Raw genomic sequence first — 26,908 nt, 5'->3', positions numbered from 1 at the left:
TCAGACTTTACTCATGGTTTTCCTCCAATTGTGCCTTTATTTTGTCAATCATGTCTTCATAGGCGGCATCCGTCAAATAGACGCGGTCCGGATTCATGGCAAAGGTACTGTTCCATTCAAAATCATCTTTGTATTTCGGCACTAAGTGAACGTGGAGATGATGCCCCGTATCGGCATAGGAACCATAGTTTACCTTATCCGGATGGAATGCCTGATGGATGGCTTTCGCCGCCTTGGCAACGTCGGCAAAAAAGGCATTGCGTTCTTCGTCGCTCAGGTCCGTCATTTCACTGACATGGTCTTTATAGGCGACGATGCAGCGGCCGGGATGACTCTGTTCTTTGAACAGGACCAGCATACTGACCGATAAGTCGCAGATGTAAATGCCGAATTTAGCAAGCGGTTCGCCTTTTACACAATAACCACAGTTTTGATCAATCATATTCAGCTCACCTCATCAAATAAACAATGACAAAATTAATACAACCGCTAACCCGCTAACCGAGTTAACTAATTCTAATAAGCCCCAAGTTTTAAAAGTTTGTCCCATCGACAGATTGAAGGTTTCTTTCATCATCCAAAATGCTGCATCATTCGGCATCGTAATGGTATTACTCCCAACAGCAGTTGCTAACATCAGCAATGTTGGATTAACATTAAATACCGGAATCAAAGGTGCAACAATGCCTGCCGCAGTAATCGCGGAAACAGCCCCTTGACCAGTTGCCCAACGAATAACAACCGTAATGGCAAAGGCTAAAATCAGCGGCGAGACAGATGTCCCTGCAACAGCAGCTGCAATATGCTGACCTACACCTGCATCAACAATGACTTGTTTAAAAACACCACCAGCACCAATAATCATAACAACCGTAGATATCCCTTTAATAGCAGAGGAAATCGTATCAGAAGTTTCAGAAATTTTACGCCCAGCACGAATGCCAAAAACATATATAGCAACAAGTACCGCTACAAGTAAGCTAACGTTAGGGCTACCTAAAAATTCAAAAGTCGTATAAACGAAAGTACCTTTAGCAACAAAATTAGCAATAATAGTATGCCCAATCATAAAAACTGCCGGCAACAATGGTATCAATAAACAAATAGCAAAAGACGGTAATTTAAAAGACTTCAATGAGTTTTCGTCAATATTCCCTAATTTAGGAACTGCGAGGGTATCAAGCCCTTTTAAAAACCGAGGTAAAATGATACCAGCACAAATAACAGAAGGAATAACTACGACCAGCCCCAAAAGATATACCATCCCACTGTCAGCTCCAAAAGCATCCACTAAAGCTACCGGTCCTGGCTGAGGCGGGAAAACGCTATGTGCTTGTGCAACACCTGCTAATACCGGAATAATCAAATACATATAGGGAATTTTAGCTTCCTTAGCAATACTAACAACCAACGGAACAACTACCATAAACCCTACTTCAAAAAACATGGAAATACCAAAAATAATACCAACAAACATAACGCCCCATCGTAATGTGCGTGTTCCACAATGGGCAACAATAGTATCTGCAATTTTTTTAGATGCACCACAATCAGTCATTAATTGACCCAAAGCAGCCCCAAGAACGATGACTAAGCCAACTCCGCCTAATGTACTACCAGCCCCTTTAGTTATCGTTTTAACTAAAGTAACTGTATCCATTCCTTCCATAAAAGCAACAAAAATAGCAATAAGCAACAAGGCAATCATGCTGTGCAATTTCATTTTTACAGTCATGAACAATAATAATACAATTGCTACGCCTACCCATAAAACAGGTATAATGTTTTCCATAAATAGCGCCTCCTAACAAGTTTTATTTTACATATTTAACTAACGTATTCCGAACGGCATGAGGACCGGCAATGAGTTCATCAAAGTAGCCTTCAATTTTTTCGCCCAGGCCGACTTCATAGAGGTCGCTACCAAAGATTTCCTTGTTGGCTAAGATGGATTTCAACTTGCCTTTGGCCGAATCAGGATTCCCCAGGGTAATGCCTTCCAAGGCAGCCTGCAAGTCTTTCAACAAGGGGTCCGGGCTCAGTTCAAAGTGCTTGCCTTCGTCATCGACAGCTAACAAATAACGGCACCAACCAGCAATGGCTAAGGGAATATATTTCAAATCCTTGGCTTTGTCGCCATAGGCTTTGATGGTTTCACCATAACGAACACCTACTTTTTGCGAAGTATCCGTTGCAATTCTTTGTGGCGTATCTGGTACATTAGGATTGGGAAGACGTTTACTTAATAATTCATCAATAAAAGCTTTAGGATTGATAACTCCTGGGTTAACAACAACGGGAATTCCTTCGTCATAACCAATATATTCAATAAGTTTTTTGAGTTCCGAATCCTTCATTTCATCGGCAATCAATGTATATCCAAGTAAACACCCGTAAACAGCTAGTGTAGTATGCAGAGGATTCAAGCAAGTTCCTACTTTCATCCGTTCTACTTTATTAACGGTATCTCGGTCAGTGAATATAACACCGACATCTTCTAAAGCAGGGCGCCCATTCGGAAAATCATCTTCAACAACTAAATACTGGGCTTCTTCAGAATTAACAAATACGGCATAATCACTATGACCAGCTTTAATGAGTTGTGTATCAGCAAAATGACACCCCTGCAAATAAGTTTGAACTTTGCGAGAAGGAGCCGGTACAATTTTATCGATCATACTATAAGGATAAGAAATTTTTTTATCTACATATTCAAGAAAACCATCTTCGACAAAACCTTTTTCTTTCCACGAAACTGCAAAAGTATGAATGGCTTTTTTAATAACATCACCATTATGAGAGCAATTATCTAAGCTCAGAAAAGCAAAAGGAATAGCGCCTTTTTTATATCGGGCATAGGTTAAAGCAGCTAAATTTCCCATCCCACTTTGTGTATGTTCTGGTCCCTGATTTAAATCAGCATTTACATCATCAAAGTAATCTCCCTTATAATCAGTTAATTTATAACCTTTTTCTGTAATGGTAAAACTAACTAATTGCAATGTTGGTGACGTAAAAATATCAATCAGTTTCTGCCAGTCCTGTAACCGGTTACGAGCACAGCCTAAAGATTCAACAACATTTCCTATGACTTTTTTATCAAAATGCCCGTCCGCATACATAGTGACGGCCACACTCAAATTATCATAGGGTCTATACACATCATCAATAACAGCCATATTGTGAGTAGTCATAACGCTAATACCAGTATGCTCTTTGCCAGTCTCTAATAACTGTTGTTGTAATGGGGCAATAAAAGCCCGAAAAATGTTTCCCCCACCTACATGAAGCCACTTAGGCGATTGTGCAGTTGAAGACGTAACAGCTTCATCGTCAAAGGAATAAAGCTGAAACCCTTGTGCTTCCCATTCAGCACGATTTTCTTTCAAGCTTTGCCGATTCAAATGCAACATCGTAAGTTCCTCCTTTTTATAACTGCCCGCACGTGCGGTTAATAGCATCCCATAAGCCACAGATATAGTTAGCACCAAGGGCCCGGTCGTAGAGGCCATAGCCCGGACGGCCTTCTTCGCCCCAGATCATGCGGCCGTGGTCCGGACGGATAGGGCCGTCGAACCCGATGTCATAAGCGGCTTTGACGATTTCGTACATATCGAGGTTGCCGATTTGCGATTTATGAGCGACTTCGTTGAAGACCCACGGTTCATGAACCTGGATGTTGCGGATATGCAGGAAGTTCACGCGGCCCATTTTCCCGAACTTGCGGATGATGTGGGGAATGTCGTTCTGACGGTTCGAGCCGAGGGAACCGGTGCAAATGGTGAAGCCGTTGCTCGGACTGTCGACCATGGCTGCGATTTTGTCGAGGTCGTCTTCGTTTTTGACGATGCGCGGCAGGCCAAAGACGGAAATCGGCGGATCATCGGGATGAATGGCCATCTTGATGCCGACTTCTTCAGCGACAGGAACGATGGCTTTGAGGAAATATTCCAGGTTCTTGCGCAGGCCGTCTTCATCCATGCCTTCATACTGTTCAAACAGGTGCGACAATTCTTTCAGCCGTTCCGGTTCCCAGCCGGGAAGGACGAAGCCATTGCTGTTGTCGAGGATTTCCCGGGCCATGTCCTGCGGCGTCTTGCCGGCGATGAGATGGTAGTCATAAGCCAGGACCGTCGAGCCGTCGTAAAGGGGTTTGGCCAGGTCGGTCCGGGTCCAGTCGAAGACGGGCATGAAATTGTAGCAGACCATCTGGATGCCGGCTTTGGCAGCATTGCGCAGGGACGTGATGTAATTTTCAATATACTGGTCACGGCTGGGCAGGCCCAATTTGATGTCTTCATGGACGTTGATGCTTTCCAGATCCTTGAAGACCAGGTTGTTCGCTTCAGCCTGCTTTTTGATGTGAAGCAGCGGTTCTACTGGCCATACTTCGCCGACAGGAATGTCGAATAAAGCGCCGACGATACCGTCCATACCAGGAATCTGGTCGATCTGCTGCAAGGTAATTTTGTCATCATTTTCTCCGTACCAACGGAAGGTCATTCTCATAAGGCAATCCTCCAATTATAAATGAATTATAAAATATTTGTTTTCGTTGATGTTTCTTTTATTTCTTTTCGCAGTTACATACTACCATACTAGTATCCATTAAGCAAGGTAAGACATTATAATTTGAATAAGTAGAATAGAAAAATTGAATCCATGATTTTTGTGCATAAAAAGGCATGAAAATGGCCAAAAAAAAGCGGGCCGCCCTTTGGGCGGCCCCTACGATTGCGGTCTGCGAACCGCGGCCTGCAGGCTTGCTACCAGGCAAGCCCTATATCATTATAAAATGACGTTCTTCTGATTTCCGGCTAAGTATGCGTCGATGTTGTCAAAGACGATGACGGCGCGTTTCGCCATGGATTCTGCCGTAGCGAAAGCGACGTGCGGCGTAACGATAGTGTTCTTGGAATGGAGCAGCGGGTGATTGGTGTCGAGAGGCGGTTCGTTTTCAAAAACGTCGATGCCGGCACCGGCGATTTTACCGCTGTTCAATGCATCAGCCAAATCCTGGGATACGACGACAGGACCGCGGGCTTCGTTGATGAGGAAGGCCGTCGGTTTCATGTACGACAAGGTTTCTTTATTGATCAAGCCCTTCGATTTGTCCGTAACCGGGCAATGGAGGCTGACGATATCGGCCTGTTCCATCATTTCTTTCATGGGCAGGTATTTAATCAGTTCCGTATCGGCTTTATGGGAGAAGCCGTTATAGGCGATGACCTTGGCGCCAAAGGCATGGACCAGTTCGGCGACGCGATGGCCGATATGACCGGTACCGACGAGGGCGACGGTCTTGCCTTCCAGTTCGTTGCCGACGAGGCCGGCTTTCGTACCGCCAGCACGGCAGGCTGCATCGACCTGAGGTACGCGGCGGAGCAAATCGAGCATCATGGCGATGGTCAATTCAGCTACGGCAACTGTCGAATAGCCGGACGCATTGCTGACTTTGATGCCTTTGGCTTTGGCCGCATCAAGAGCGACGTGGTCGACACCGGTAAAGGCGACGTCGATGTACTTCAAGTTCGGGCAGGCATTGATGACTTCGGCTTTGAGGGGCATATTGGCGATGATGAGGATATCGGCGTCCTTGGCTTCTTCAATCTGGACGGCCGGGTCATCATTGCGTTCATACGCAGCGAATTCATAGCCTTTTTCTTTCAAGGGTTTCACATACGAATCAAGTAATTCCTGGCTGATACCTAACGATTCCAACAAGACAATTTTCATTTGTAAAATCTCCTTTCAGCATAGGTAATATTTTGATTTAATTATACGCATATATTGGCAATTTGTAAGCTATCTATGGGAAATCAGTATAGGTATACCCTCTATATGATAAAAACATATACTATTTTTCGTCTAAGGCCGCTTGTACTTTAGCACATAGGCTCAATAATAGTTTTCGTTCCTCTGGCGACAGGCCTTGCAGAGCCCGTCGCCGATGAGCTGTCACAAAGGGTTCTGCCTGGGCGAACAAGTCCTGGCCGGATGCTGTCAATTCAATATACTTTCCCCGCCCCTTTTCCATAGGATGGCGGCTAATGAGGCCTTTCTTTTCCAGCCGGCTCAAAGTGCGCGTAATCGCAGCCGCTTCCACCTTGAAATAGCGGATCAGCTCAGCCTGGGCAATGCCGTCGTTCAAATGGATGAAGTTCAGGACCATCCATTCCGAGCTGTGAAGTCCCAAAGGCGCTACACAGCCATTTAAAGTCCGGGAAAAGATACGGGTCGTGCAAAATAACTGCCGCACTAGTTCATCATCTTGCCGGTCTTGTATATCCATAATTGTAATACCTCTCAATCTTCATGGATATCGGCGACAGCTCCTTTCCCCGCTTTCTGGCTGGCCATGACATCGCTGCCATAACGATAATGACAGAACATGAACAGGACAGCAAAGCAAATCATGAGAGCTGTAACGCTCCAGTACATGTGGCGGTAGCCTACCATGCCGGCGATGACGCCTAAGACGAGGATACCCGTGCTGGTGCCGATATCAAGCATATTATAGAAGGTCGCGCTGGCAGAACTGCGCCGTTCCGGGCGGACCATATTCAAAATCCACGTCAGCAGGGCCGGAAGCAGCAGGCCTGCACCTAAGCCATAAAAGACGGACGCTGCCAATAAGACCGTGAGCGAATGAGCTGCCATGATGAGCAATAAGCCGATCAAGTACAAGACCGATCCGGGCATGACGACGGCAAAAGCACCTTTAGCATCGAGGAGACGGCCGCCAAAAGGACGGGAAATGAAGACGAACAGCATCCCGATGATGAAGAACAGGCCGGCATTTTCGATATGCGCTTCAGCAGCCATCATGGCGATATACGTATTGACACTGCCATAGGCGGCACCGAAGAAAATCGTCAAAACAGCGGGAAGGCCCGTACCGGTTTCACAGATGCGGTCGCGCAGAGAAGCCTTTTCCTTCACTTCTACCCGACGAACTTTCTTGCCGGCATGACAGAAGACACACTGGCAAGGACAGCCAGGAAGGAAACGGCGGCCGAGGCAAAGAACAGGGCTGCTGGGCTGATGTCATTGAGTAAAAATAAACCAACAGCCGGAGCCAGGGCCATCATGACCGTACTGCCCAGGCCGAAATAACCAATCCCTTCGCCGCGGCGGCTGGCCGGGATGACATCGGCGACGATAGCTGCCGCAAAGGTCGTACTCAGGCCAAAACCGAAGCCGTGGAGGATGCGGGCAGCTACGATGGCGTGGATACTATCAAACATATAATACGACACGGTAGCCAAAATGGAAAGGGCCAGGCCCAGGTAAAGGCACTTCTTTTTCCCTAAATAGTGGACACCCGTATCAGTGAACAGACGGATACAGATGGCCGAATAACCAAAGATACCGCCGATGAGGCCGATTTCCCCACCCGTAGCCCCTAAACTGGCCGCATAGAGGGTAATCGTCGGCAAGAGGAAATGAAACCCGGCAAACAAAAAACCGTTGGCCAGGACCAGAGCCATGAAATCACGAGTCCATAATCTTTCTTTTATCACTGCAATCGCTCCTTTTATAATTGACTAGTCAAATTTGTTGACGGAATCTATCATAACACTGTTATATTGACTAGTCAATACTATGTGAGGATTTCTGCCATCATGCCGGACGCTTTTATCTCAAAAGTTGTCCGTTCCGGCAGCTGTCTTGAGTTCATTTCCACCGCCTGTATGCGATATCGTAGGGGACGTCCTGCTAAGCCTTTTTGGCCCGTCAGGTGCCGACCAGCAGGAGGCGCAGGACGGCTGCCAAAACGGACAGCTGTGGCTAGGCGTCCCGCTGTGAATTGTAGACATAGCTATTCGGGCAGATGAAGGATGTTTTCACGCATCACCCGTCATGCATTACGTGTACACCACCATGACAGACGGGCCGCCCTTTGGGACGGCCCCTACAAAGTCCATAATACAAACTCTATCACAGTGTCTTCAACTTGAGGTGCGTCGCCTTGAGGAGTTCTTCCATGGACGAAGCGCCGACGATTTCTGCGGCTTTGAGGACGATGTAGGCACAGGCGCGGGCGTCGTCCAAGGCCTGATGGTGATGGAAGGAATAGCCCAGGTGACCGGCAACGGTGTCCAGTTTATGATTGGGCAAGTCCGGCCAGACGCGGCGGGAGATTTCGACAGTGCAGGCATAGGACGCCTGGGGCTTTTCCAGGTGATACGTCTTCAGCAGGCTGCGCAGGACCCGCGTATCGAAGACGGCATAGTGGGCGACCAGGATGCGTCCTTCCAGATGAGGGCGGATGCGGTCCCACAGGGCATCGAACTTTGGTTTATGGGCGACCTGGTCCGGCGTGATGCCATGGATCTGGATATTGCCTGAATCAAAAACCATGAAAGGCGGTCGGATGAGGGTATAGCCTTCTTTGACACAGCGGTCGTCATTCATGGTGACCGCAGCCAGGGAGCAGGCACTGTTGGCGTATTTATTGGCCGTTTCAAAGTCGATAGCCGTAAAATCGAGCATAATCTACCTTCCTTTTTGACAAACGAACGAATTCTATTTACAATAGCTACAAATCTTATTTCTGCGAGGTATTCCCATGACGAGCGAACAACACCAGTTCACGGCCCAGGGCCGGACCTTCCCGGTCATCCTGGTCCGCAAGAAAGTGAAAAACATCAATCTCCACGTCCGCAGCGACGGCACGCTGTACCTGTCGGCACCGGCCCGCGTCCCCTGGGCTTATATCGAGGATTTCCTGGAAAAGAAGACGGACTTCATCATCCGCGCCATCCGCGAAATGGAAGAACGGAAACAGAAATTCCCCATACTGACCCTCAGCGACGGCGACACGCTCTATCTGGCAGGCCAGCCCTACAGGCTCGACGTCCGCCTGGGCCTGCACAACAGCATCCGCCGCAGCGGCCAGACGGTCTTCATGGAACTGGCCGATGACACGCCGGTCATGCGGCAGAAGCTCTATCATAAGCTGCTGCAAGCCCTGGGGAAGAAACTCTTTCCTGCCAGTTTGTCCCGTATGCAGCCCTTATTCGCCGGCCTCGCCCTGCCCGACCCGGTCCTGAAACAGCGGGTCATGCGGTCGCGCTGGGGGTCCTGCATGCCCCTCAAAGGCATCGTCACCATGAACACCTACCTGGCCATCATGCCTGAAGCCATCATCGACCACGTCATGCTCCATGAGCTCTGCCATTTTCTCCAGCCCAATCATTCCCGCCATTTCTATGACGCCATGACCATCCGCATGCCCGACTGGAAAGCCCGGCGCCAGGCCATGGCGAAGTATCTGCCTTACTGTGTCTGATGGTCAGCGGGAATCGTCGCCGCCAGTTCCGGCCGGCCATCTTGGAAGGTCATGATGAAGACGTCTTTAATGGCATCGTGATTGGCATCGAGGGAAATGGTCCCCGTCGCGCATCGTAATCGATGGTCTTCACCAGTTCCCGGGCCACATCGGCCGCTTCGGCTGACTGACAGCGTTCAATGGCATCGGCCGTCATCATGAAGGCGTCGTACCCCAGGGCGGCATAACTATCCGGCCATTCCCCATACTTTTCATAATAAGCCTGAGAAAAGCGCTTGGCCGCATCCGTCGCGTCGTGGCCGGCATAATGGTCCGTATAATAGACCTGGGTCAAATAATCCTTGTCGACATCCCGTTCCATCTTGGGGCCATTCCAGCCGTCCGGCCCTAAGAGGGGCAGGGAAACGCCGTGACTGCGCAGCAGCTCGATAGCCGGTATCGTCCAGTCATCATAACCGGGCAGATAGATGACGTCGACCTGTTCCCGCTGCAACAAGGGCAGGTATTTAGTCAGGTCCAGTACATTTTCTACGGGAATATAGACGGGCACGTCACCGCCGCTGGCAGCAAAGGCACTGCGGAAATATTCGGCCAGGCCCTGGGCATACATCTTATCCGGATAATAAAAGACTGCCGCCCGCTTGACATGGAGCTGTTTCAGCGCATAGTCGGCCATGGCCCGCCCCTGGGAAGCATCGATATAAGCGGCGCGGAAAATATAGCGGTACACCTCATGGGACTGGGCATCGACGGTGATATCCGGCTGTGTGCAGGCCGGACTGATGAGGGGAATCTTCACGGCTTCCACGTTGGGGATGACAGCCCGCGTACAATCGGCCAAGTCCGGGCCGATGATGGCCGACACATGGCGCACCGTGAGCTGCTGGATAGCGGCTACGGCATCTTCCGGTTTACCATGATTATCGACCGATACGAGCTGGACGGGCTTACCTAAGAGGCCGCCCCGGTCATTGACCATATCCTTGGCCAGTTCGATGCCCCGTTCCGTCGATGTCGAATAGGACATACCCTTGCCGCTCAAGGCCAGGTTCGTCCCGATGAGGACCCCTGTATTGGCTGGCATCAAAGAACAGCCACTCAAGAGAAGGATGACAAAAAGCATACAAAAGCCGAGTATCTGCATGTTTCTCTTCATAAACGCGCCTCCTTCCTGGGGGATAGTAGTAAAAAAAGGGACTGCCGCACGTGCGACAGTCCCCTTTTGAGTTTGTAGTTTTTAGTTTACAGCAAATGGTAAAAAATTGAAAACCATCTTCTACAAACTCTAAACTTTGTACTACAAACTTTGAAGACAAAGAGACCGTGCATGATGACAAAGACCGGCATGCGCTAATCTCTACGGCAGGAACAGCAGCGGGTTGGTCGGGGATCCATTGACGCGGACTTCGTAATGGACGTGCGGCCCTGTGCTGCGGCCGGTACTGCCGGCCAGGGAGATGATCGAGCCAGCCCGGACTTCCTGTCCTACTGTGACTAAAAGCATGGAGTTATGGCCATAGCGGGTAACGAAGCCATTGCCATGGTCGATTTCGACGAGGTTGCCATAGCCGTCGACCCAGCCGGCCATGGTGACTTTACCGGCTGCCGTCGCCCGGACAGGCGTCCCGTAGTCGACGCCGATGTCGATGCCTTCATGGAAGCCGGAACCGCCGCCAATAGGATTGCCGCGATAACCGAAGTTAGACGTGACTGTCCCGCTGACGGGCCAGATGGAAGGCGTCGTCGACGTGCTGCTGGCATCGCCATTATTTCCGCCGCCCAGGGCACCACCCTGATATTTATGCGTAATCTGCTGCATTTGCCGAACCTGTTCGCCTGCCGTATCGCTCAAGACCGTCTTCAAGGTGATGAAGCTGATGATGCGGGCGTTACTGCGGGTTTCCAAGCGGGAGGTGGCCAATAACAGGTCATTGTAGCTGGCATGAGAAAGGTCCGGAGATTTCTTTTGTCCCCCTGCTACGCCACCGTCACCTTTTGGGCTGTCACCAGCCCCCGACCCCTTGACCATTTGCCGCAGCTCCTGATCCAGGGAATCCATTTTATCCATCTTTTCCTGGAGCGATGTCGTCTTTTCACGCATCAATTCCAGCTGCTGTTCATGCAGTGCTTCCTGGGCCTTGGCCTGCTGAAGCGAAACGAACTCGTAAATGCCGATGCCTGCAGCGATTACAATGACGACCACTGCGACAGCACAGCCGCGGACGAGTTTCTTATATTGCGCCGGTGTCACGACTAATGGCTCCGTCCGGTCCGTTTTCAGGAACGACGGCCACCATGCCGGTGTTTCCCAGGCCTTCATGCGTTGGCACCATGATTGCAGGTTGCGCATCCATGGATATATCTTGATGTGGATCTTCACGCTTTTCCCCTCTTTGTTATCCTTCCAGATCCTTTTGAACAGCCTGCATGTCACCGCTGTAATTCAATGCGTTATCCAGGCTTTCCCTTTCTTCTTCACTCATGCCATAGAGACACTTGCCCTCTACGATCGGTTTGGCAAAAATACGCGATTCATTGCGCCCATAGACACTGGAAAGACAGAAGCCATCATTTTTCCCGTCGAGGACGGTAAAGGCAAAACTCAGATTGTTGCCGATATTGTCAAAGGCATTATATTTAACGAACCCGATTTTACGGAAACAGTGATTCTGGACAGCCATGATATCCTTCTGCGTCTGGTGGATCATGTCGAGTGTCCCCTGCAGGTTATGCAGCTTATCGACATCGTCACGCAGCTTCGCTTCGACGCTGGCTCCCGTTTCGTCTTGCATAAAAAAGGTGTAATTCGTTTCTAATTTTCTGATTTTCTTGTGTAAAATGACGATATAGACGAGCAAGAGCAATAAAATCAACCCGCCAATACCGGCAAGCGCCATCGTGGCAGCCTGCATATCGACATTCAGCATTTCTTTCCTCCCATGAACATGAATATGCAAAAATATTATATATGAAACGAAGAAAGAGGTGACCGCGGCGTGTCTTCTTTTTCTTCAGTCAGTATCGACAGCAGCCGTTCAAATTCTGCTTCTGACGAAAAGGAAATCTCGATTTTCCCCTTTTTCCGGCCCTTCCCCAGCTGGATGGCCACATCGGTCCCCAAGGCCATCTTCAGCTTATCCTGCAGCCAGGCCACATGGGCGTCCGGTTCCGGGCGGGGCTTGGCCTGGGTCATCAGATGGCGGACCAGGGCTTCTGCCTTGCGGGCCGACAGCTCATGCTTCATAATGTACAGAGCCGCTTCCCGCTGCAGTTTCGCAGACGGCAGCTGCAACAGAGGCCGGGCCTGTCCCATGGATAGGCGGCCTGCAGCGATCCATTCCTTGATGTCGGCTGGAAGCTGCAGCAGACGGACCATGTTGGCCACATGGGACCGGCTTTTCCCGACTTTCTGCGCCGTCTGTTCCTGTGTCAGGCCAAAGTCCTTCATCAGCCGTTCATAGGCCATGCCTTCTTCAATAGCATCCAGGTCCTGGCGCTGCAGGTTCTCGATGAGAGCAATTTCTGCCGCTTCATCGGGCGTATAGCTTCGTATGATAGCCGGCACTGTTTTCAGGCCACAGCGTTTGGCCGCCCGCAGCCGCCGCTCACCGGCAATGAGCTCATATCGGCCGGGACCGGCCTTCTGGACAACGACAGGCTGGACAAGCCCATGCTGACGGATGGAATCCGCTAAAGCGGCCAGCCCCTGTTCATCAAAGGTCTGCCGCGGCTGCCGGGGATTGGGGACGATACATTCTACGGCGATTTCCGCCGGTGCGCCCCGTTCAGCAGGAGACTCGTCGACTGCCACCATGTCCACCTCATTTCTTCCAAAATTATTTTTGAAGTCTATATTATAGTATATCGTCTATCCACCATTTAATCAAATATTTATTGCCCTGATTTCATTGATTTTTCTAACAATTTCTATGGTATAATAAGAAGCAAATGTACAGATTCAGAAAGGATGTAAAAAATGCCAACATTTACCGACCCCTTGCGGGAAATCGACGCTGCCAGCGTCAAAGAATACGCCTTGCAGCGCGGAGCTGCTGAACTTTCCGATGATTTCGTCCAGGAAGCGTGCCAGCGCGTCATGGAACTGGCCAAACCCCAGGCTACGTGCCAGCAGTGCTTCTATGACAGCACGTCCCATATGGTCCTTTGCGACAGCCCCTTTACCATCAACAGCCCGACTGTCCACCAGCGCATCGAAGATTCGGCCATCGTCCTGATGTATGCCGTTACCCTCGGCGAAGCCCTGGAAAAAGAGGTCGATGCCCTGTTCATGAATAAAGACATCACCCGCGGCCTGGCTCTCGATTCGGCCCTGGCCGTCGCCACAGCAGGCTATACGAAACAGCTCATCGACATGCTCGACGAAGCCGGCGCCGATAAAGGCTATAAAGCCGCCTGGATCATGAATCCCGGCACTGGCGACTGGCCGTCCGGCCAGATGGCCAACATCGCCCAGGCCGTCCACGCCGAACAAATCGGCGTCTCCCTCCTGCCCAGCGGCATGCTCATGCCACGCAAAACCGTAACCGGCGTCATCGGCCTGAACTTCATCGGCGGTGGCTGCTCCGGCTCGTGCAGCTCCTGCGCCATGGCCGGCCATTGCGGGGAGTAGAGGCTAGGGGCTAGGGGGGTTAGCCGTTAGCCAGCGGACCGCTGGCTCGTAGCTCGTAGGGGCCGTCCCAAAGGGCGTCCCGCTACACGCTGAGGGTTTCCCGAAGCGTCGTTGTCAGCTTGAGTCTGTCGCGGCGGAACGCCGCATCTGAATCCGAAAAAAACGCCGGTCGTAAAATCATGCCACATGAACCATATAATGTATTACCGACTGGTCACGGCGGGCCGCCTTTCAGGACGGCCCCTACGGATGCCCCGATTGGGGCGTTTGTTTTTGACGAACCACTAATAACTTGAAAGGGACTGTCGCACAAAGGTTTCTGCCATCATGCGAGATTCCCTTTGCTTCATAGTTTGTAGTATGGAGTTTGTAGTTTGTAGAAGAGGGCTTTAAATTTAAAACCCTTCACTAAAAACTACAAACTGCGAACTTAATACTCAAAAAGGCGCTGTCTTCATAAGACAGCGCCTTTTCACAATTATGGTGTAATTCAGTTGTTTTTAGAAAATCTTTTTGAGGATGATCGTCTGGCTGCGGTTCGGGCCGACGGAGACGATGCCCAGGGGAACGCCTGTGAGTTCGCTGATGCGTTCGACATAGTGGCGGGCAGCTTCAGGCAGTTCATCATAGGATTTGCATTTCGAGATGTCTGCTTTCCAGCCCGGCATTTCTTCATAAATCGGTTCGACGTTTTCCAGGACGTCGAGGCTGGCCGGATATTCTTTCAAGAGCTGGCCTTTATATTTATAGCCCGTGCAGATTTTAATAGTATCCAGGTCATCGAGGATGTCCAGGCGGGTAATAGCCAGGTAATCGAGGCTGTTCAGCATGGCTGCATATTTGACGACAGCCGTGTCGAGCCAGCCGCAGCGGCGGGGACGACCGGTAACCGTGCCGAATTCATGGCCTGTGTTGCGCAGATATTCGCCGACTTCGTTGAGCTGTTCTGCCGGGAACGGGCCAGCGCCGACGCGGGTCGTATAGGCTTTGACGACGCCGACGATATTTTCCATACGGCGAGGACCGACGCCGGAACCAGTGCAGGCACCGCCAGCCGTCGGATTGGAGCTGGTAACGAAGGGATATGTACCATGGTCTAGGTCGAGCATAGCAGCCTGTGCCCCTTCAAAGAGGACTTTCTTGCCTTCACTGACATAGAGGTTCGCCGAGTAGTTCGTATCCTTGACATACTGGCGGATCTGGTCGGCATAGCCGAGGTATTCTTTGAGGACTTCATCGTAATCGAAGCCTTCGCAGCCATAATATTTTTCAAAGAGACGGTTTTTAAGGTCAATATTGATGCGCAGTTTCTTGGCAAAGACATCGCGGTCCATGAGGTCGCCGATGCGGATGCCTACGCGGTTGACTTTGTCGGCATAGCACGGTCCGATACCGTTCTTCGTCGTACCGATTTTAGCGTCGCCCTTGAGTTTTTCATCTTCTTCATCAATGCGGATATGATACGGCATGATGACATGCGCACGCGTGGAAATTTCCAATTTGCTGATCTGCACGCCTTTGGAGGTCATGCCTTCGATTTCTTCAAGGAGGACTTTCGGATTGACAACGACGCCGCTGCCGATGATGCAAGTTTTGTCGGAAAAGAGGATACCCGACGGCAAAAGACGCAGTGCAAAGGACTTATCGTCGACGACGACCGTATGGCCGGCGTTATTCCCACCCTGGGAGCGGATGACGACATCGGCCTTCTGGGCCAAATAATCTACAATCTTACCTTTACCTTCGTCGCCCCATTGGGTTCCGATTACCATTGCTGTAGCCATGTATTCAACATCCCTTCGTGAATTGTAAAATTAACAAACACTTATATTATATCATAGTCACTTAGTGAAGCCAACTAAAAACATATTTCTTTACAAAAGGAGCAGAAAAGGAGCTGTCGCATGACGACAATCCTTTTTAAGGGGTTAGGGGCTAGCAGTTAGTGGTTAGCGGATAGTTCTAAACCATAGAGAAAGCCCCTGGAATGGCAGTTCCAGGGGCTTTCGTGTTTCAATTGCAAAAATTCACTACTTCTACTAGAAGTATATCATTTAAGCCCATTTTGTCAATGAACTCAAAAGGTTTTGGGGGTTATAAAGAAATCACGCTAAAGAAAACCCTTGACTTAAAGTTACCTTTAAGGTTTATGCTTAGGCCATGAAATACAAATGAGCTATAAATTTTCTGACAGGAGGCCTATAATTATGAAATTAAGAAAACGCATCATGAAAAATATGGTATTCGCTGCCCTGTGCAGCTCCCTTTTCATCATCGGCGCAGGTGCCGGTAGCAGTTATGCCGCCCAGGCCCCAGCTCCATCGAAAGCACCGGCTGAAACCATTGACGCTGCAACACTTTCCAATAAATGGGACAAGACGTTTCCAGAAAATGCGAAGGTCGCTCACCAAAAAATTACCTTCCATAATCGCTATGGCATTACGTTAGTCGGCGACCTCTATACGCCGAAAAATATGAAACAAGGTGAAAAACTCGCTGCCATTGCCGTAGCCGGTCCTTATGGTGCCGTTAAGGAACAGGTTTCCGGCCGCTATGCCCAGGAATTAGCGGCCCGGGGATTCATCACCCTGGCTTTCGACCCGTCCTTTACCGGGGAAAGCGCCGGCGAACCGCGCAACACGACCTCACCGGATATCAACACGGAAGATTTTTCTGCCGCCGTCGATTACCTGTCCACCCGCAATAACATCGCCCCGGAAAAAATTGGCATCCTCGGCATCTGCGGCTGGGGCGGCTTTGCTCTGAATGACGCTGCCATGGATACGCGCGTCAAAGCTACGGTCACATCTACCATGTACGACATGAGCCGGGTCATCGCCAATGGCTATTTCGACTATGAAAAAGATGAAGCAACCCTAAAAAAAGAACGGATGGAAGCCCGCAAAGCCATCAGCGCCCAGCGCACAGAAGATTACCGGAATGGCACCTATAAAATGGCCGGCGGTGTCCCCACAGAAGTAACAGCCGATACGCCACAGTTCGTCAAGGATTATCATGACTACTACCAGGAAAAACGCGGCTACAGCCCCCGGTCCTTCGGCTCCACCACAGGCGCAACTCTCAGTTCCCTGCTCGATTTCATGAACATGCCCCTTCTGTCCCGGGCTGATGAAATCGAAAGCGCCGTACTGATGATCCACGGGGAAAAAGCCCACTCCCGCTACTTCAGCGAAGACGCGTTCAAGAAACTGAAAGGGAACAACAAAGAACTGCTGATCATCCCCGATGCCGTACACACCGACCTGTATTATAAAATGGATGTCATTCCCTTCGACAAAATCGAAGCCTTCTACCGGCAGTATTTAAAATAAGGGAGATAAACTATGTCTTATACGATTTCACAAGCGGCGCAGATGACTGGTATCAGTCCGTCTGCCATCCGCTATTATGACAAAGAAGGGCTGCTGCCCCAGGTAGAACGGAAAAACGGTATCCGTCTCTTCAGCGATATGGATATTCGCTGGCTCCACCTGCTGACCTGCCTGAAAAATACGGGCATGCCCATCAAGCGCATCCGCGAATATGCCGAACTGGCTCAGCGCGGCGATGAAAGCCTGAAAGAACGGCAGGCCCTCATCCGCCAGCAGCGTCAGTTTGTCCTGGATCAGATTGAACAACTGCAGTACTACATGGAAGAGCTGGATTTTAAAGAATGGTACTATAAAAAAGCATTGGAACTCGGTTCAGAAAGCAAAATTGATTTCGATGAATATGAACGAGAAACAGGTAAAAAACCTCCTGATGATCCCAATAAGTGAATAGCCAAGGGCTTGTCGCACGACGACAAGCCCTTTTTAAAATGAACTCCCAAATGTTCAAAAAACAATGCATTGGCTTATTTCCTCAAATAATGCATTGGCTTATTTCCTCAAATATTGTATAATATTCGGGATAAACTGAAATTCATTTTTTATTACCAAGGAGAGATTTCTACCATGTTATTTGATACATGTCACATCGGCGGTATTGAAGCGAAGTGCCGCCTTGTCCGTTCTGCTACCTTTGAAGGAATGGGGAACTACGGCCTTCCGACAGAAAAGCTGGCCCAAATGTATGAAAATCTGGCCGACGGCGGTGCCGGTATCATTATTACCGGCATGATGGCTACTACCAAAATGGAACCGCGTCAGCACTGCCAGATCCGCATCGACGATGATGAATGTATTGCCCCGCTGTCCCAGGTCGTCCACCGCGTCCACCAGCACGGCGGAAAAATCATCGCCCAGCTCGTCGTCATGGGGTCCGCCATCCTCCTGCCGGAAATCCCGGAAGGGGAAACGCGCATTATCATCAGCCCCAGCGGCGTTACGGAAAAGGTCGGCAAGTGGACCCAGGAATCGCAGGCCCTGACAGTCGACCAGATCCACGAACTGACGGAAGCCGTCGCCAAAGCCGCTGCCAGAGCCAAGGCCGCCGGTTTCGACGGCGTCCAGTTCCACGGCGCCCACGGCTACCTGGCCAGCAAGTTCTTGTCGCCCCATTTCAACACCCGCACCGATGCCTACGGCGGCAGCCTGGAAAACCGGGCCCGCTTCCTCCTGGAATGTGTCGCCGCCATGCGCCAGGCCGTCGGCGCCGATTATCCGGTCTGGGTCAAATTGAACTGTGCCGATTTCATGAAAGACGGCAGCATGACCTTTGAAGAAAGCAAGCAGGTCATGACCTGGCTGGCCGACATGGGTGTAAACGCCATCGAAGTCAGCGGCGGCAACACATCGTCCCTGCCGCGCAAGGGCCCGATCCGGGCTATCCGCCGCACAAAGGAACCGATGTATTTCAAAGCCTATGCCTCTGAAGCCGCAGCTATGCTGAAAGACAAAATCGATGTCGGCGTCGTCGGCGGTTTCCGCAAGGTCGAAGATATCGAAGATACACTGGAATCGACAGACCTGGCTTTCGTGTCCATGAGCCGTCCCTACCTGCGCCAGCCGGACCTGCCGAACCGCTGGAAATCGGGCGATACCGAACCGGCCCTGTGCATTTCCTGTTCCCGCTGCTTCGGTGCCGAAGATGTGGACTGCATTTTCAATAAACAAGAAAAAGCGAAACAAGACGCCTAAAAAAGAGGAAATCGCCCCGAGTTCATCGAATAAATAAAAGTAACGGATTATTTTCACAAAAGGGGGCTGCCCTATGGCAATCATCGTCATCCTTGCCATCTTATTCAGCTGCATACTGCTCATCCTCTGCCTGCCCGTCTCCTACGCCCTTACCATCCATATCGGGACGCCTTTCCACATCGAAGGCCAGGGCCGATGGGGCCGGAAATTGGCCGATGCATCCTGGTCCTATACGCTGGGCGAGGAGCCGCATCATGAACTGCATATGTGCTGGAAGCGCAGCCCTGCCGTGAAAGGGTCTGTCGAACCGCCGCTCCCTACAGCGGAAGAGGAAGAAAAGGCCTGGGACGAACTGGAAAAAGAAAGCCAGCGCCTCACGTATGAAGACCTGCTCCGCCAGGAAGGGCCGGATGCCCCAGCACAGAGTGACGCGAAAGAAGCGAAAAAAAAAGAAACCGCCCATACGCCGGTTCTTAGCCAGCTTCTTCAATGCCGACTTTTTAGCGGCTTTCTTCACCTGGCTGTCGCGCCTGCTCGGCCACGGCCAAATCCGCCGCTTCACCCTGACCGGCATCGTCGGCCTCCCTGAACCGCATGAAACGGGGATGCTGGCCGGTGCCCTCTATGCCATCTGTCCGGGGAGCGTCACAGACTTACAATTCAATTTCGTAGAGGAACAGTATGACTGTACCGTCCGTGCTTCGGGCCGTCTATATCCGGCAGTGCTGCTTCTGTTTACAGCCGCCTTTGCCGCCTCCCGGCCTGTACGCCGTTTATGGGCTGAGTGGCACGCTGTGAACAAGGAGGAACAACATGGATAACTCGTACATCAAGAACAACTTGGAACAAATTTTTGAAAGTTTCAAAGAAATGATCAAAGTCGAAACCGTCGTCGGCCAGGCCGTCCACATCGGTGACGCCATCCTGGTACCGTTCGTAGACGTCACCTTTGGCTTCGGGTCCGGCGGCGTCAACGGCAAGACCGAAAACGGGCGCAGCAGTGCCGGCAGCGGCGGCGGTGCCAAGATGGAACCAGCTGCCATCCTGGTCATCAAAGGGGACCGGGTAGAAATGTTCTCCATCAAGAAAGATGGCTACCAGGCTTCGGCCTTTGAAAAACTCATCGCCATGGCACCGGAAATCATCGACAAGATGAAAAAAGACAAATACATTTATATTCACGACGATGAAGAAGACAAAGCAGAAGGCGACGACGAAAAAGCCTGATTCTGTGCAGGTTGTACTTTATCGGTAAGTTTGTTATAATATACGAATAGAACCATAGTAAGAAAGAGTAATTCAGCCGCTCTGCGGCACAGGAGGAATACATTATGAAACTGAAAAAACAATTAGCATCCCTTGCCGTTATGGGAATGATGAGCCTCGTCGCTGTTTCGTCGGCCTTTGCTTCCGGCGTCGGTGTCGTCAACTTCGATACATTGGTACAGTCCCATAAGGACTTCCCGAAAGTCAGCGCCCAGATGCAGGCTGCCGTTAAAGACGCTAACGAACAGTTCGCTAAAAAAGCTCCGAAAATGAAGACCGACCAGGAACGCCAGAACCTCGGCCGTGAATTGGCTCAGAACTTGAGCAAATTGGAAAACAAACTGATCGTCCCCATTGAAAAAGACGTCGTTTCCAAAGTCGAACAGGTCCGCAAGGACAAAGGCCTCGACTGCATCGTAGTCCAGGGTGCCATCATCTCCGGTACTGAAAACGCTACGGATGAAACAGAAGCTGTAAAAGCATTGTTGAAATAGGAGTAAAAAAGCTGTCGCTTTGCGGCAGCTTTTTTTAATGGTTAGTGGTTAGTGGTTAGTGTTAGTGGCTCGTGGCGGCCTCATGGCCGCACCGTAGGGGTCGCACGTGGGCGACCCGTTAGGAACTGGGATGATTCCCCTGGCAAACTGATTGGGATATCAGACATATTCCGGAGCGGGCGCCCCACGCGGTCGCCCCTACAGTGAAATCGCATAATCCCGGGGCGGACGCCCCTACAGAAAAAGGACTATCGTATGAGGGCTTATATCATCATACGTAGTCCTTTTTTTAACAATCCGCGGTTAGCGTTCGTAGGGGTCCGTGGGCGCCCCTACAAATTAAAAACCATCCGCTAGCCCCTAACCCCTAACTACTAACCGCTAAAACCCCCTTGACATATACCCCATATCGGTATATTATATCAATGTACCCCATAGGGGTATTTAAATGAAAGGAGAACTCAATTATGGACGAAAAGAAAGTCTGTCCCTGCTGCGATACGGAGAAACATAAGTATCGCAACAAAGAGGGCAAAGAGTATAAATCGCTCATTTCCCGCCTGAACCGCATCGAGGGCCAGGTACGGGGTGTGCGAAAGATGGTCGAAGACGACCGCTACTGCATTGATATCCTGACTCAGGTCAGTGCCATCCAGTCGGCATTGAATTCTTTCAATAAGGAACTCCTGGGCCAGCATATCAAGTCCTGCGTCGTCCACGACATCCGTGAAGGCAAAGACGAAGTCGTCGATGAACTCGTCTGCGCCCTTCAGAAACTCATGAAATAAAGGAGTGAGTCCGTTGAAGCACGAAAAATTCAACATCACAGGCATGAGCTGTTCCGCCTGCTCGTCCCGCGTGGAAAAAGCCGTCAACAAGCTGGACGGCATCGACAAGGCCAGCGTCAACCTGCTGACCAACAGTATGCAGGCCTCGTACGATGAAAATGTCGTCAGCGAGCAAGACATCATCCAGGCCGTCGTCGACGCCGGCTACGGAGCCAGCCCGGCCGAAGGCGGCAGCCAGAAACAGGCCGGCGCTCCGCAAAAGAGCGCCTCTGACATAGCCAAGGAAGAAATGAAATCCATGAAGCACCGCCTCATCTGGTCCATCGTCTTCCTCATCCCGGTCATGTACATCGCCATGCACCACATGTTCTACGAATGGTTCGGCATCCCCGTACCGGAAGGTTTCCAGTATGTCTTCCACGGCGATGAAAATGCCATTACCTTCGCCTTTACCCAGTTCTTACTGATCCTGCCGATCATGTACTTGAACCGCAAGTATTATGTCAACGGCTTCCGCAACCTCTTCCAGGGCGCCCCGAACATGGACAGCCTGGTCGGCATGGGTTCCATGGCAGCTGCCCTGTACGGCGTCTTCGCCATTTTCCGCATGAGCTGGGGCATGGGCCATGGCGACTGGGCCCTCGTCGCCCAGTACAGCACCAATCTGTACTTTGAATCGGCCGGTATGATCGTCACCCTCATCGACATCGGTAAATACCTCGAAGCCCGCGCCAAAGGCAAGACCAGTACGGCCATCGAAAAATTGATGGACCTGGCGCCGAAACAGGCCACGGTCCTGCGCAACGGCGTCGAAACGGTCATTCCCGTCGAAGACCTCGTCGTCGGCGATGAAATCGTCATCCGTCCGGGTGAAAGCATCCCGGCAGACGGTATCATTTCTGAAGGGACGACCAGCGTCGATGAAGCCGCCATTACTGGCGAAAGCATCCCTGTAGAAAAACAAGTCGGCGATAAAGTCACGTCGGCTACGATAAACAAGACGGGTTTCATCCACATCACAGCCCGCCGCGTCGGCGACGACACGACGATCAGCCAGATCATCAAGCTCGTCGATGAAGCCAGTGCCAGCAAGGCACCTATCGCCAAGATGGCCGATACCATTTCGGGTTACTTCGTCCCGGCCGTCATCACCATCGCCATCATTACAGGCCTCATCTGGTACTTCGTCATGGGCGTCGACGCCGAATTCGCCTTCTCGACGGCCATCTCCGTCCTGGTCATCTCCTGCCCGTGCGCCCTGGGCCTGGCTACGCCAGTCGCCATCATGGTCGGCACTGGCAAAGGGGCTGAAAACGGTATCCTCATCAAATCCGGCGAAGCCCTGGAAACGGCCCATGCCATCGACACGGTCGTCATGGATAAGACCGGTACCATTACCGAAGGCCGTCCGAAAGTCACGGATATCCTTCCCCTGAAAGGCACGAAAGAAGACCTCGTCGCCATCGCTGCAGCCCTGGAAAAAGGCAGCGAACATCCCCTGGCCGAAGCTATTACGACCTATGCCGGCGACCATCAGCTGACCGGCAGGACAGCCAGCGATTTCAAGGCCCTCTTCGGCCGCGGCGTCCAGGCCGTCATCGACGGCAGGACCTATTATGCCGGCAACACGCGCCTCATGGACGAAGCCCATATCGACACCAAAGCCATCACGGCCAGCCTCAATGCCCTGGCTGACGACGGCAAGACGCCGCTCCTCTTTGCTGACGACAAAGAAATCATCGGTATCATCGCCGTAGCCGACGTCGAAAAAGAGACCAGCGCCGAAGCCATTGCCGACTTTGCCAAAATGGGCATCAACGTCGTCATGCTCACAGGCGACAACCAGCGCACAGCCGAAGCCATCCGCCAGCGCCTGCATATTCCCCAGGTCATCGCCGGCGTCCTGCCGCAGGATAAAGAAAAACACATCGCCGCCCTCCAGGCCGAAGGCCATAAAGTCGCCATGATTGGTGACGGCATCAACGATGCGCCGGCCCTGGCCAAAGCCGATCTGGGCATGGCCATCGGTGCCGGGACCGACGTCGCCATCGAAAGCGCCGATGCCGTCCTCATGCGCAGCGACCTCCTCGACGCCGTCAGCGCCATCCGCCTGAGCAAGGCTGTCATCAAGAATATCAAAGAAAACCTGTTCTGGGCCTTCTTCTACAACGTCATCTGCATCCCCCTGGCTGCAGGCGTCCTCTATCCGGCCTTTGGCATCCGCCTCAATCCCATGATCGGCGCCGCTGCCATGAGTCTGTCGAGCTTCACGGTCTGCATGAACGCCCTGCGCCTGCGCTTCTTCAAGACGACGCACAGTACCGATGTTTCACGTGAAACATCGGCGCCGGAAACCAGTAGCCCGAAAGCTGCACAGGCAGCGACGCAAACGCCGGTTCCCGAAGTGGCAGCCGTTCCGGCTCCGTATCACTATACCCTGTCCATCGAAGGCATGATGTGCCAGCACTGCGTGGCTACGGTCACGAAAGTCCTGAAAGCCATGGACGGCGTCACCGATGCCGTCGTCGACCTCGATGGTCAAAAAGCCGATGTCTCGGCTGACAAAGCTATCTCCGCAGAGGACTTCAAAAAAGTCATCACTACTGCTGGATATACATTACAAAATCTCAGTACACCAAAGAAAGAAGAGGATGAAACGATGGAAAAAACATTGAAAATCGAAGGCATGATGTGCCAGCACTGCCAGAAACACGTACACGATGCATTGGCTGCCATGGACGGCGTCACGGCTGTCACTGTCGACTTGGAAGGTAAAAAAGCCGACGTCACGACCAGCAAAGACATCCCGACGGAAGCCTTTGCCAAAGTCATTGCCGATGCTGGCTATGAATTGGTAAAATAAAAGTAAACGTCGTCCCTCTGCCGACTTCGCTGTCCGCCCATATCCTGCCGCCATGACTGCGGACGAACTGCCGGGCTAGAGCCAGGCCGATACCACTGCCGCCGCTCTTGCGGCTCCGCGATTTCTCGCTACGGTAGAAATACTGGAAGATATGCTGTAAATCCTCTGGGGCAATGCCGCTGCCCGTATCGGCGATCTGGACCTGCACATAGGGCTGGCCCTGTACGGTGACGACCTGCGTCGAAACGGTAATCATACATCCCGCTTCGATATAGCGGATGGCGTTGTTGAGCAGATTATAAATGACCTGATTGATACGGTCTATATCGATGGATACTTTCGGTAAATCCCTGGCCAAGTCCAAATGGACGGTCAGGGATTTTTCGTCGCATAAAGGCTGGAGCATGCTCACGGCCCGTTCCAGGAGGACGTTGATATCATAAGGTTCTTTATGGAGGGTGAGCTCGTTGATTTCAGCCAGCGACAAGTCGCGCAGGTCCTGGATGAGCCGGCCCATGCGCAACGTCTCATCTTCCATGGACAGGAGGACCTTCTTATCCGTCGGGATGACATCGTCGATCATGCCTTCCAGATTGCCCTGCAAGATGGCCAGGGGCGTCCGCAGTTCATGGGCGATGTTGGCAAACAGGCGGCGCCGCATCTTATCGTTTTTCGCCAGTTCCTGGGACATATCGTTGAAAGTCTCCGTCAGGGTCCCGACTTCGTCATGACGCTCGACGGGTACGGTCTGGCCATACGTGCCGGACTTGACCTTCTGGACGGCGTCAGTCAGGGCCGACAAAGGCCGCATGATTTCCCGGACAATGAAGTAGCTGATGGTAACGCTGACGGCCAGCATGACCAGGCCGACCCACAACAGCGACCGGTGGACAGCCGATATATACGTAATTTCCGCCAGCCCATGCATCATGCCGTGCATCATCCCCATGCCCTGATGGCTGTTTCCCATCATTTGCGACATGTTATTCAAATACTGGGAAAAATGGCTGTCCATCTGATTATTGACCAGGATGAGCAGGATGGCGATGGTCAGGAAAATCAGGATAAAGACCATCCCGGTCAGGCGGATGACGATGCTGTCAGCTTTCTTCATGATTCCCTCCGTCGAATTTATAACCGATACCGTATACGGTCAGGATATACGTCGGATGGGCCGGGTCGGGCTCCAGTTTCTTGCGCAGATTGCGGATATGCGTGTCGATAGTCCGTTCATAGCCTTCAAAGCCATAGCCGCCCTGTACTTTATCCACGAGCTGCATGCGGCTGAATACCCGATCCGGTGCCGAGGCCAGGACCAGCAGGAGATTGAATTCCGTCGGCGTCAGGGCAATGGGCTGCTGTCCCCGCAGGACGGTAAATTTTTCCTTGTCGATAGTCAGGTCCCGTATGGTATACGACGTCGTCTGCTGCAGTACTTCACCACGGGTCCGCCGCAACAGGCTGTAGACGCGGGCAATGACTTCCTTGACGTGGAAAGGCTTGGTCACATAATCGTCGCCGCCCATGTTGAGGCCGACCAGGCGGTCCGTTTCATCATCCTTGGCAGACAGAAAAATGATGGGTATATCGCTGAACTGGCGGATGCGGCGGCAGACTTCGAAGCCATCCATGCCGGGCATCATCAAATCGAGGAGCATGATCTGCGGCTTCTGGGTGCGCAGTGTATGTAACGCCGTCATGCCATCATGGGCGACATAGACCATGAACCGCTCCTGCTCGAAATAGGACCGCAGCAGGGCACAGAGTTTTTCATCATCATCGACGATCAAAATCGAATTCGTTCGCAAAATTCCACCTCCCGATCATTTTCACAACCAATTTTTTTCTATTTCCCGCTGCAACTCTTCAAACATGGCGATGTACTTTTCCTTGCTGTCCTTGATGATATTATTGGCAATTTCTTCATTATAAGAATGGGCTACATTGTTCCGGTCCCGCAACGCCTCCAGCTAGCAATCCTCATCGTCAATCAGATTGGCCTGATAAGCCATTTTGATAATCGCCCGCGGTGACCCTATCTTATGCTGGCTATAGCCATTGTTTTCCAATACTTCTTTCATGGCTTTCCCAGCCTGTTCAAAGCAGATTTCATAAAGGGAAACCATTCCCGTTTGGACGACCGTCGAATAAGGCGGTATTTCTTTTTGTATTTCTTTGAGGTTATTCAAGGCTTTGCAGAAATTCTCATACTTTTTCATATATAACAACTCCTTCCCGTTGGATAGCGGCTCGTAGTTCGGGCTGGACCGGTTCATCTAAATCGACGACATCGAACATGAGCAGCGTCGGTATGACCTCGTCGACATCGAGAGAAAACCGCGTGACATTTCCACCGCAGACAGCCAGGTCAATATCACTGCGTTCCCAATTATCGCCACGGGCACGGGAGCCAAAAAGAATGACTTTTTGAATATCGTATTGTTTAGCCAGAGCGATGATGCCCTCTAAAATCGGCTGCGCTAAGTCCATC

General features: G+C 51.4%; 27 protein-coding genes and 1 pseudogene. 10 read left to right on the top strand and 18 right to left on the bottom strand.

What is annotated here, in order from left to right; genetic code table 11:
• Window positions 1–7 precede the first annotated feature (7 nt).
• From NM10_RS03970 to NM10_RS03935, 9 genes are all read right to left on the bottom strand, one after another.
• Window positions 8–442, bottom strand: a complete 435-nt coding sequence (locus NM10_RS03970; RefSeq protein ID WP_020310317.1) for an HIT family protein — start codon at window positions 440–442, stop codon at window positions 8–10.
• Window positions 443–457: 15 nt separating this feature from the next.
• Window positions 458–1,792, bottom strand: coding sequence for a gluconate:H+ symporter (locus NM10_RS03965; protein WP_020310316.1), 1,335 nt, complete (start codon window positions 1,790–1,792; stop codon window positions 458–460).
• A gap of 22 nt (window positions 1,793–1,814) precedes the next feature.
• Entirely contained in the window at window positions 1,815–3,413 is a 1,599-nt protein-coding gene (locus NM10_RS03960; RefSeq protein WP_020310315.1) for a mannitol dehydrogenase family protein, read from the bottom strand.
• A 16-nt stretch (window positions 3,414–3,429) separates the two neighbouring features.
• Complete coding sequence (gene uxuA / locus NM10_RS03955; RefSeq protein WP_020310314.1) at window positions 3,430–4,509, bottom strand: mannonate dehydratase; 1,080 nt, start codon at window positions 4,507–4,509, stop codon at window positions 3,430–3,432.
• Window positions 4,510–4,788: 279 nt separating this feature from the next.
• A complete protein-coding gene (locus tag NM10_RS03950; RefSeq protein ID WP_020310313.1) occupies window positions 4,789–5,736 on the bottom strand; it encodes a 2-hydroxyacid dehydrogenase in 948 nt (315 codons plus the stop codon).
• A 121-nt stretch (window positions 5,737–5,857) separates the two neighbouring features.
• Window positions 5,858–6,292 (bottom strand): MarR family winged helix-turn-helix transcriptional regulator, encoded by a 435-nt coding sequence (locus NM10_RS03945; RefSeq protein WP_020310312.1) that lies wholly within the window; start codon window positions 6,290–6,292, stop codon window positions 5,858–5,860.
• A gap of 14 nt (window positions 6,293–6,306) precedes the next feature.
• Window positions 6,307–6,942: an MFS transporter gene (locus NM10_RS14135; RefSeq protein WP_020310311.1), complete on the bottom strand. Its 636-nt coding sequence runs from the start codon at window positions 6,940–6,942 to the stop codon at window positions 6,307–6,309.
• A gap of 2 nt (window positions 6,943–6,944) precedes the next feature.
• Window positions 6,945–7,523, bottom strand: a complete 579-nt coding sequence (locus tag NM10_RS14130) for an MFS transporter (RefSeq protein WP_204365340.1) — start codon at window positions 7,521–7,523, stop codon at window positions 6,945–6,947.
• Between the two features lie 418 nt (window positions 7,524–7,941).
• Window positions 7,942–8,496 (bottom strand): 3'-5' exonuclease, encoded by a 555-nt coding sequence (locus NM10_RS03935; protein WP_020310309.1) that lies wholly within the window; start codon window positions 8,494–8,496, stop codon window positions 7,942–7,944.
• Between the two features lie 76 nt (window positions 8,497–8,572).
• Here NM10_RS03935 and NM10_RS03930 point away from each other — a divergent pair, with 76 nt between their 5' ends.
• Window positions 8,573–9,295 carry a M48 family metallopeptidase gene (locus NM10_RS03930; RefSeq protein ID WP_020310308.1) on the top strand — a complete coding sequence of 241 codons (723 nt, stop codon included), beginning with the start codon at window positions 8,573–8,575 and terminating at the stop codon, window positions 9,293–9,295.
• A gap of 49 nt (window positions 9,296–9,344) precedes the next feature.
• Here NM10_RS03930 and NM10_RS03925 read toward each other — a convergent pair whose 3' ends face one another.
• From NM10_RS03925 to NM10_RS03910, 4 genes are all read right to left on the bottom strand, one after another.
• The gene (locus tag NM10_RS03925; protein ID WP_020310307.1) at window positions 9,345–10,451 is read right to left on the bottom strand and encodes an ABC transporter substrate-binding protein; all 1,107 of its coding nucleotides are present in this window, start codon (window positions 10,449–10,451) and stop codon (window positions 9,345–9,347) included.
• 201 nt (window positions 10,452–10,652) lie between these two features.
• Window positions 10,653–11,675, bottom strand: a complete 1,023-nt coding sequence (locus tag NM10_RS03920) for a peptidoglycan DD-metalloendopeptidase family protein (RefSeq protein ID WP_020310306.1) — start codon at window positions 11,673–11,675, stop codon at window positions 10,653–10,655.
• A gap of 16 nt (window positions 11,676–11,691) precedes the next feature.
• Window positions 11,692–12,222 (bottom strand): DUF4446 family protein, encoded by a 531-nt coding sequence (locus NM10_RS03915; protein WP_020310305.1) that lies wholly within the window; start codon window positions 12,220–12,222, stop codon window positions 11,692–11,694.
• A 35-nt stretch (window positions 12,223–12,257) separates the two neighbouring features.
• Window positions 12,258–13,109 carry a ParB/RepB/Spo0J family partition protein gene (locus tag NM10_RS03910; RefSeq protein ID WP_020310304.1) on the bottom strand — a complete coding sequence of 284 codons (852 nt, stop codon included), beginning with the start codon at window positions 13,107–13,109 and terminating at the stop codon, window positions 12,258–12,260.
• A gap of 162 nt (window positions 13,110–13,271) precedes the next feature.
• Here NM10_RS03910 and NM10_RS03905 point away from each other — a divergent pair, with 162 nt between their 5' ends.
• Window positions 13,272–13,925, top strand: a complete 654-nt coding sequence (locus NM10_RS03905) for a hypothetical protein (protein WP_020310303.1) — start codon at window positions 13,272–13,274, stop codon at window positions 13,923–13,925.
• Window positions 13,926–14,425: 500 nt separating this feature from the next.
• Here the strand turns inward: NM10_RS03905 and NM10_RS03900 are convergent, their stop codons facing one another.
• Window positions 14,426–15,709 (bottom strand): adenylosuccinate synthase, encoded by a 1,284-nt coding sequence (locus NM10_RS03900; protein ID WP_020310302.1) that lies wholly within the window; start codon window positions 15,707–15,709, stop codon window positions 14,426–14,428.
• 423 nt (window positions 15,710–16,132) lie between these two features.
• Between NM10_RS03900 and NM10_RS03895 the strand changes: the two genes are divergently transcribed.
• The 8 genes from NM10_RS03895 (at window position 16,133) to NM10_RS03855 (ending at window position 24,417) form a co-directional block, all read left to right on the top strand.
• Window positions 16,133–17,257 (top strand): alpha/beta hydrolase, encoded by a 1,125-nt coding sequence (locus tag NM10_RS03895; protein WP_020310301.1) that lies wholly within the window; start codon window positions 16,133–16,135, stop codon window positions 17,255–17,257.
• 12 nt (window positions 17,258–17,269) lie between these two features.
• Window positions 17,270–17,704: a MerR family transcriptional regulator gene (locus NM10_RS03890; protein ID WP_020310300.1), complete on the top strand. Its 435-nt coding sequence runs from the start codon at window positions 17,270–17,272 to the stop codon at window positions 17,702–17,704.
• A 177-nt stretch (window positions 17,705–17,881) separates the two neighbouring features.
• The gene (locus tag NM10_RS03885) at window positions 17,882–19,006 is read left to right on the top strand and encodes an NADH:flavin oxidoreductase (protein WP_020310299.1); all 1,125 of its coding nucleotides are present in this window, start codon (window positions 17,882–17,884) and stop codon (window positions 19,004–19,006) included.
• 73 nt (window positions 19,007–19,079) lie between these two features.
• Window positions 19,080–19,595, top strand: coding sequence for a hypothetical protein (locus NM10_RS13760; RefSeq protein WP_147675854.1), 516 nt, complete (start codon window positions 19,080–19,082; stop codon window positions 19,593–19,595).
• A 224-nt stretch (window positions 19,596–19,819) separates the two neighbouring features.
• Window positions 19,820–20,233, top strand: coding sequence for a GerW family sporulation protein (locus NM10_RS03870; RefSeq protein ID WP_020310297.1), 414 nt, complete (start codon window positions 19,820–19,822; stop codon window positions 20,231–20,233).
• Window positions 20,234–20,337: 104 nt separating this feature from the next.
• A complete protein-coding gene (locus NM10_RS03865) occupies window positions 20,338–20,766 on the top strand; it encodes an OmpH family outer membrane protein (protein ID WP_020310296.1) in 429 nt (142 codons plus the stop codon).
• A 467-nt stretch (window positions 20,767–21,233) separates the two neighbouring features.
• Window positions 21,234–21,554, top strand: coding sequence for a metal-sensing transcriptional repressor (locus tag NM10_RS03860; RefSeq protein WP_020310295.1), 321 nt, complete (start codon window positions 21,234–21,236; stop codon window positions 21,552–21,554).
• 13 nt (window positions 21,555–21,567) lie between these two features.
• Window positions 21,568–24,417, top strand: coding sequence for a heavy metal translocating P-type ATPase (locus tag NM10_RS03855; protein ID WP_020310294.1), 2,850 nt, complete (start codon window positions 21,568–21,570; stop codon window positions 24,415–24,417).
• Here the strand turns inward: NM10_RS03855 and NM10_RS03850 are convergent.
• The 4 genes and pseudogenes from NM10_RS03850 to NM10_RS03835 form a co-directional block, all read right to left on the bottom strand.
• Window positions 24,383–25,531 carry a sensor histidine kinase gene (locus tag NM10_RS03850; RefSeq protein ID WP_020310293.1) on the bottom strand — a complete coding sequence of 383 codons (1,149 nt, stop codon included), beginning with the start codon at window positions 25,529–25,531 and terminating at the stop codon, window positions 24,383–24,385. The two genes, NM10_RS03855 and NM10_RS03850, sit on opposite strands and share 35 nt — an antisense overlap.
• Window positions 25,518–26,225: a response regulator transcription factor gene (locus NM10_RS03845; protein ID WP_020310292.1), complete on the bottom strand. Its 708-nt coding sequence runs from the start codon at window positions 26,223–26,225 to the stop codon at window positions 25,518–25,520. The genes NM10_RS03850 and NM10_RS03845 overlap by 14 nt, the downstream gene beginning before the upstream one ends.
• A 21-nt stretch (window positions 26,226–26,246) precedes the next feature.
• A pseudogene (locus tag NM10_RS15125) lies at window positions 26,247–26,636 on the bottom strand (HI0074 family nucleotidyltransferase substrate-binding subunit).
• Window positions 26,623–26,907, bottom strand: coding sequence for a nucleotidyltransferase domain-containing protein (locus NM10_RS03835; RefSeq protein WP_020310291.1), 285 nt, complete (start codon window positions 26,905–26,907; stop codon window positions 26,623–26,625). Before NM10_RS03835 ends, NM10_RS15125 begins: the two are co-directional and overlap by 14 nt.
• Window position 26,908 lies beyond the last annotated feature (1 nt).

This window comes from Megasphaera sp. NM10, assembly GCF_000417505.1.
In the GTDB taxonomy this organism is placed as follows: domain Bacteria; phylum Bacillota; class Negativicutes; order Veillonellales; family Megasphaeraceae; genus Megasphaera; species Megasphaera intestinihominis.
This window is presented reverse-complemented; position numbering and strand designations above follow the sequence as displayed.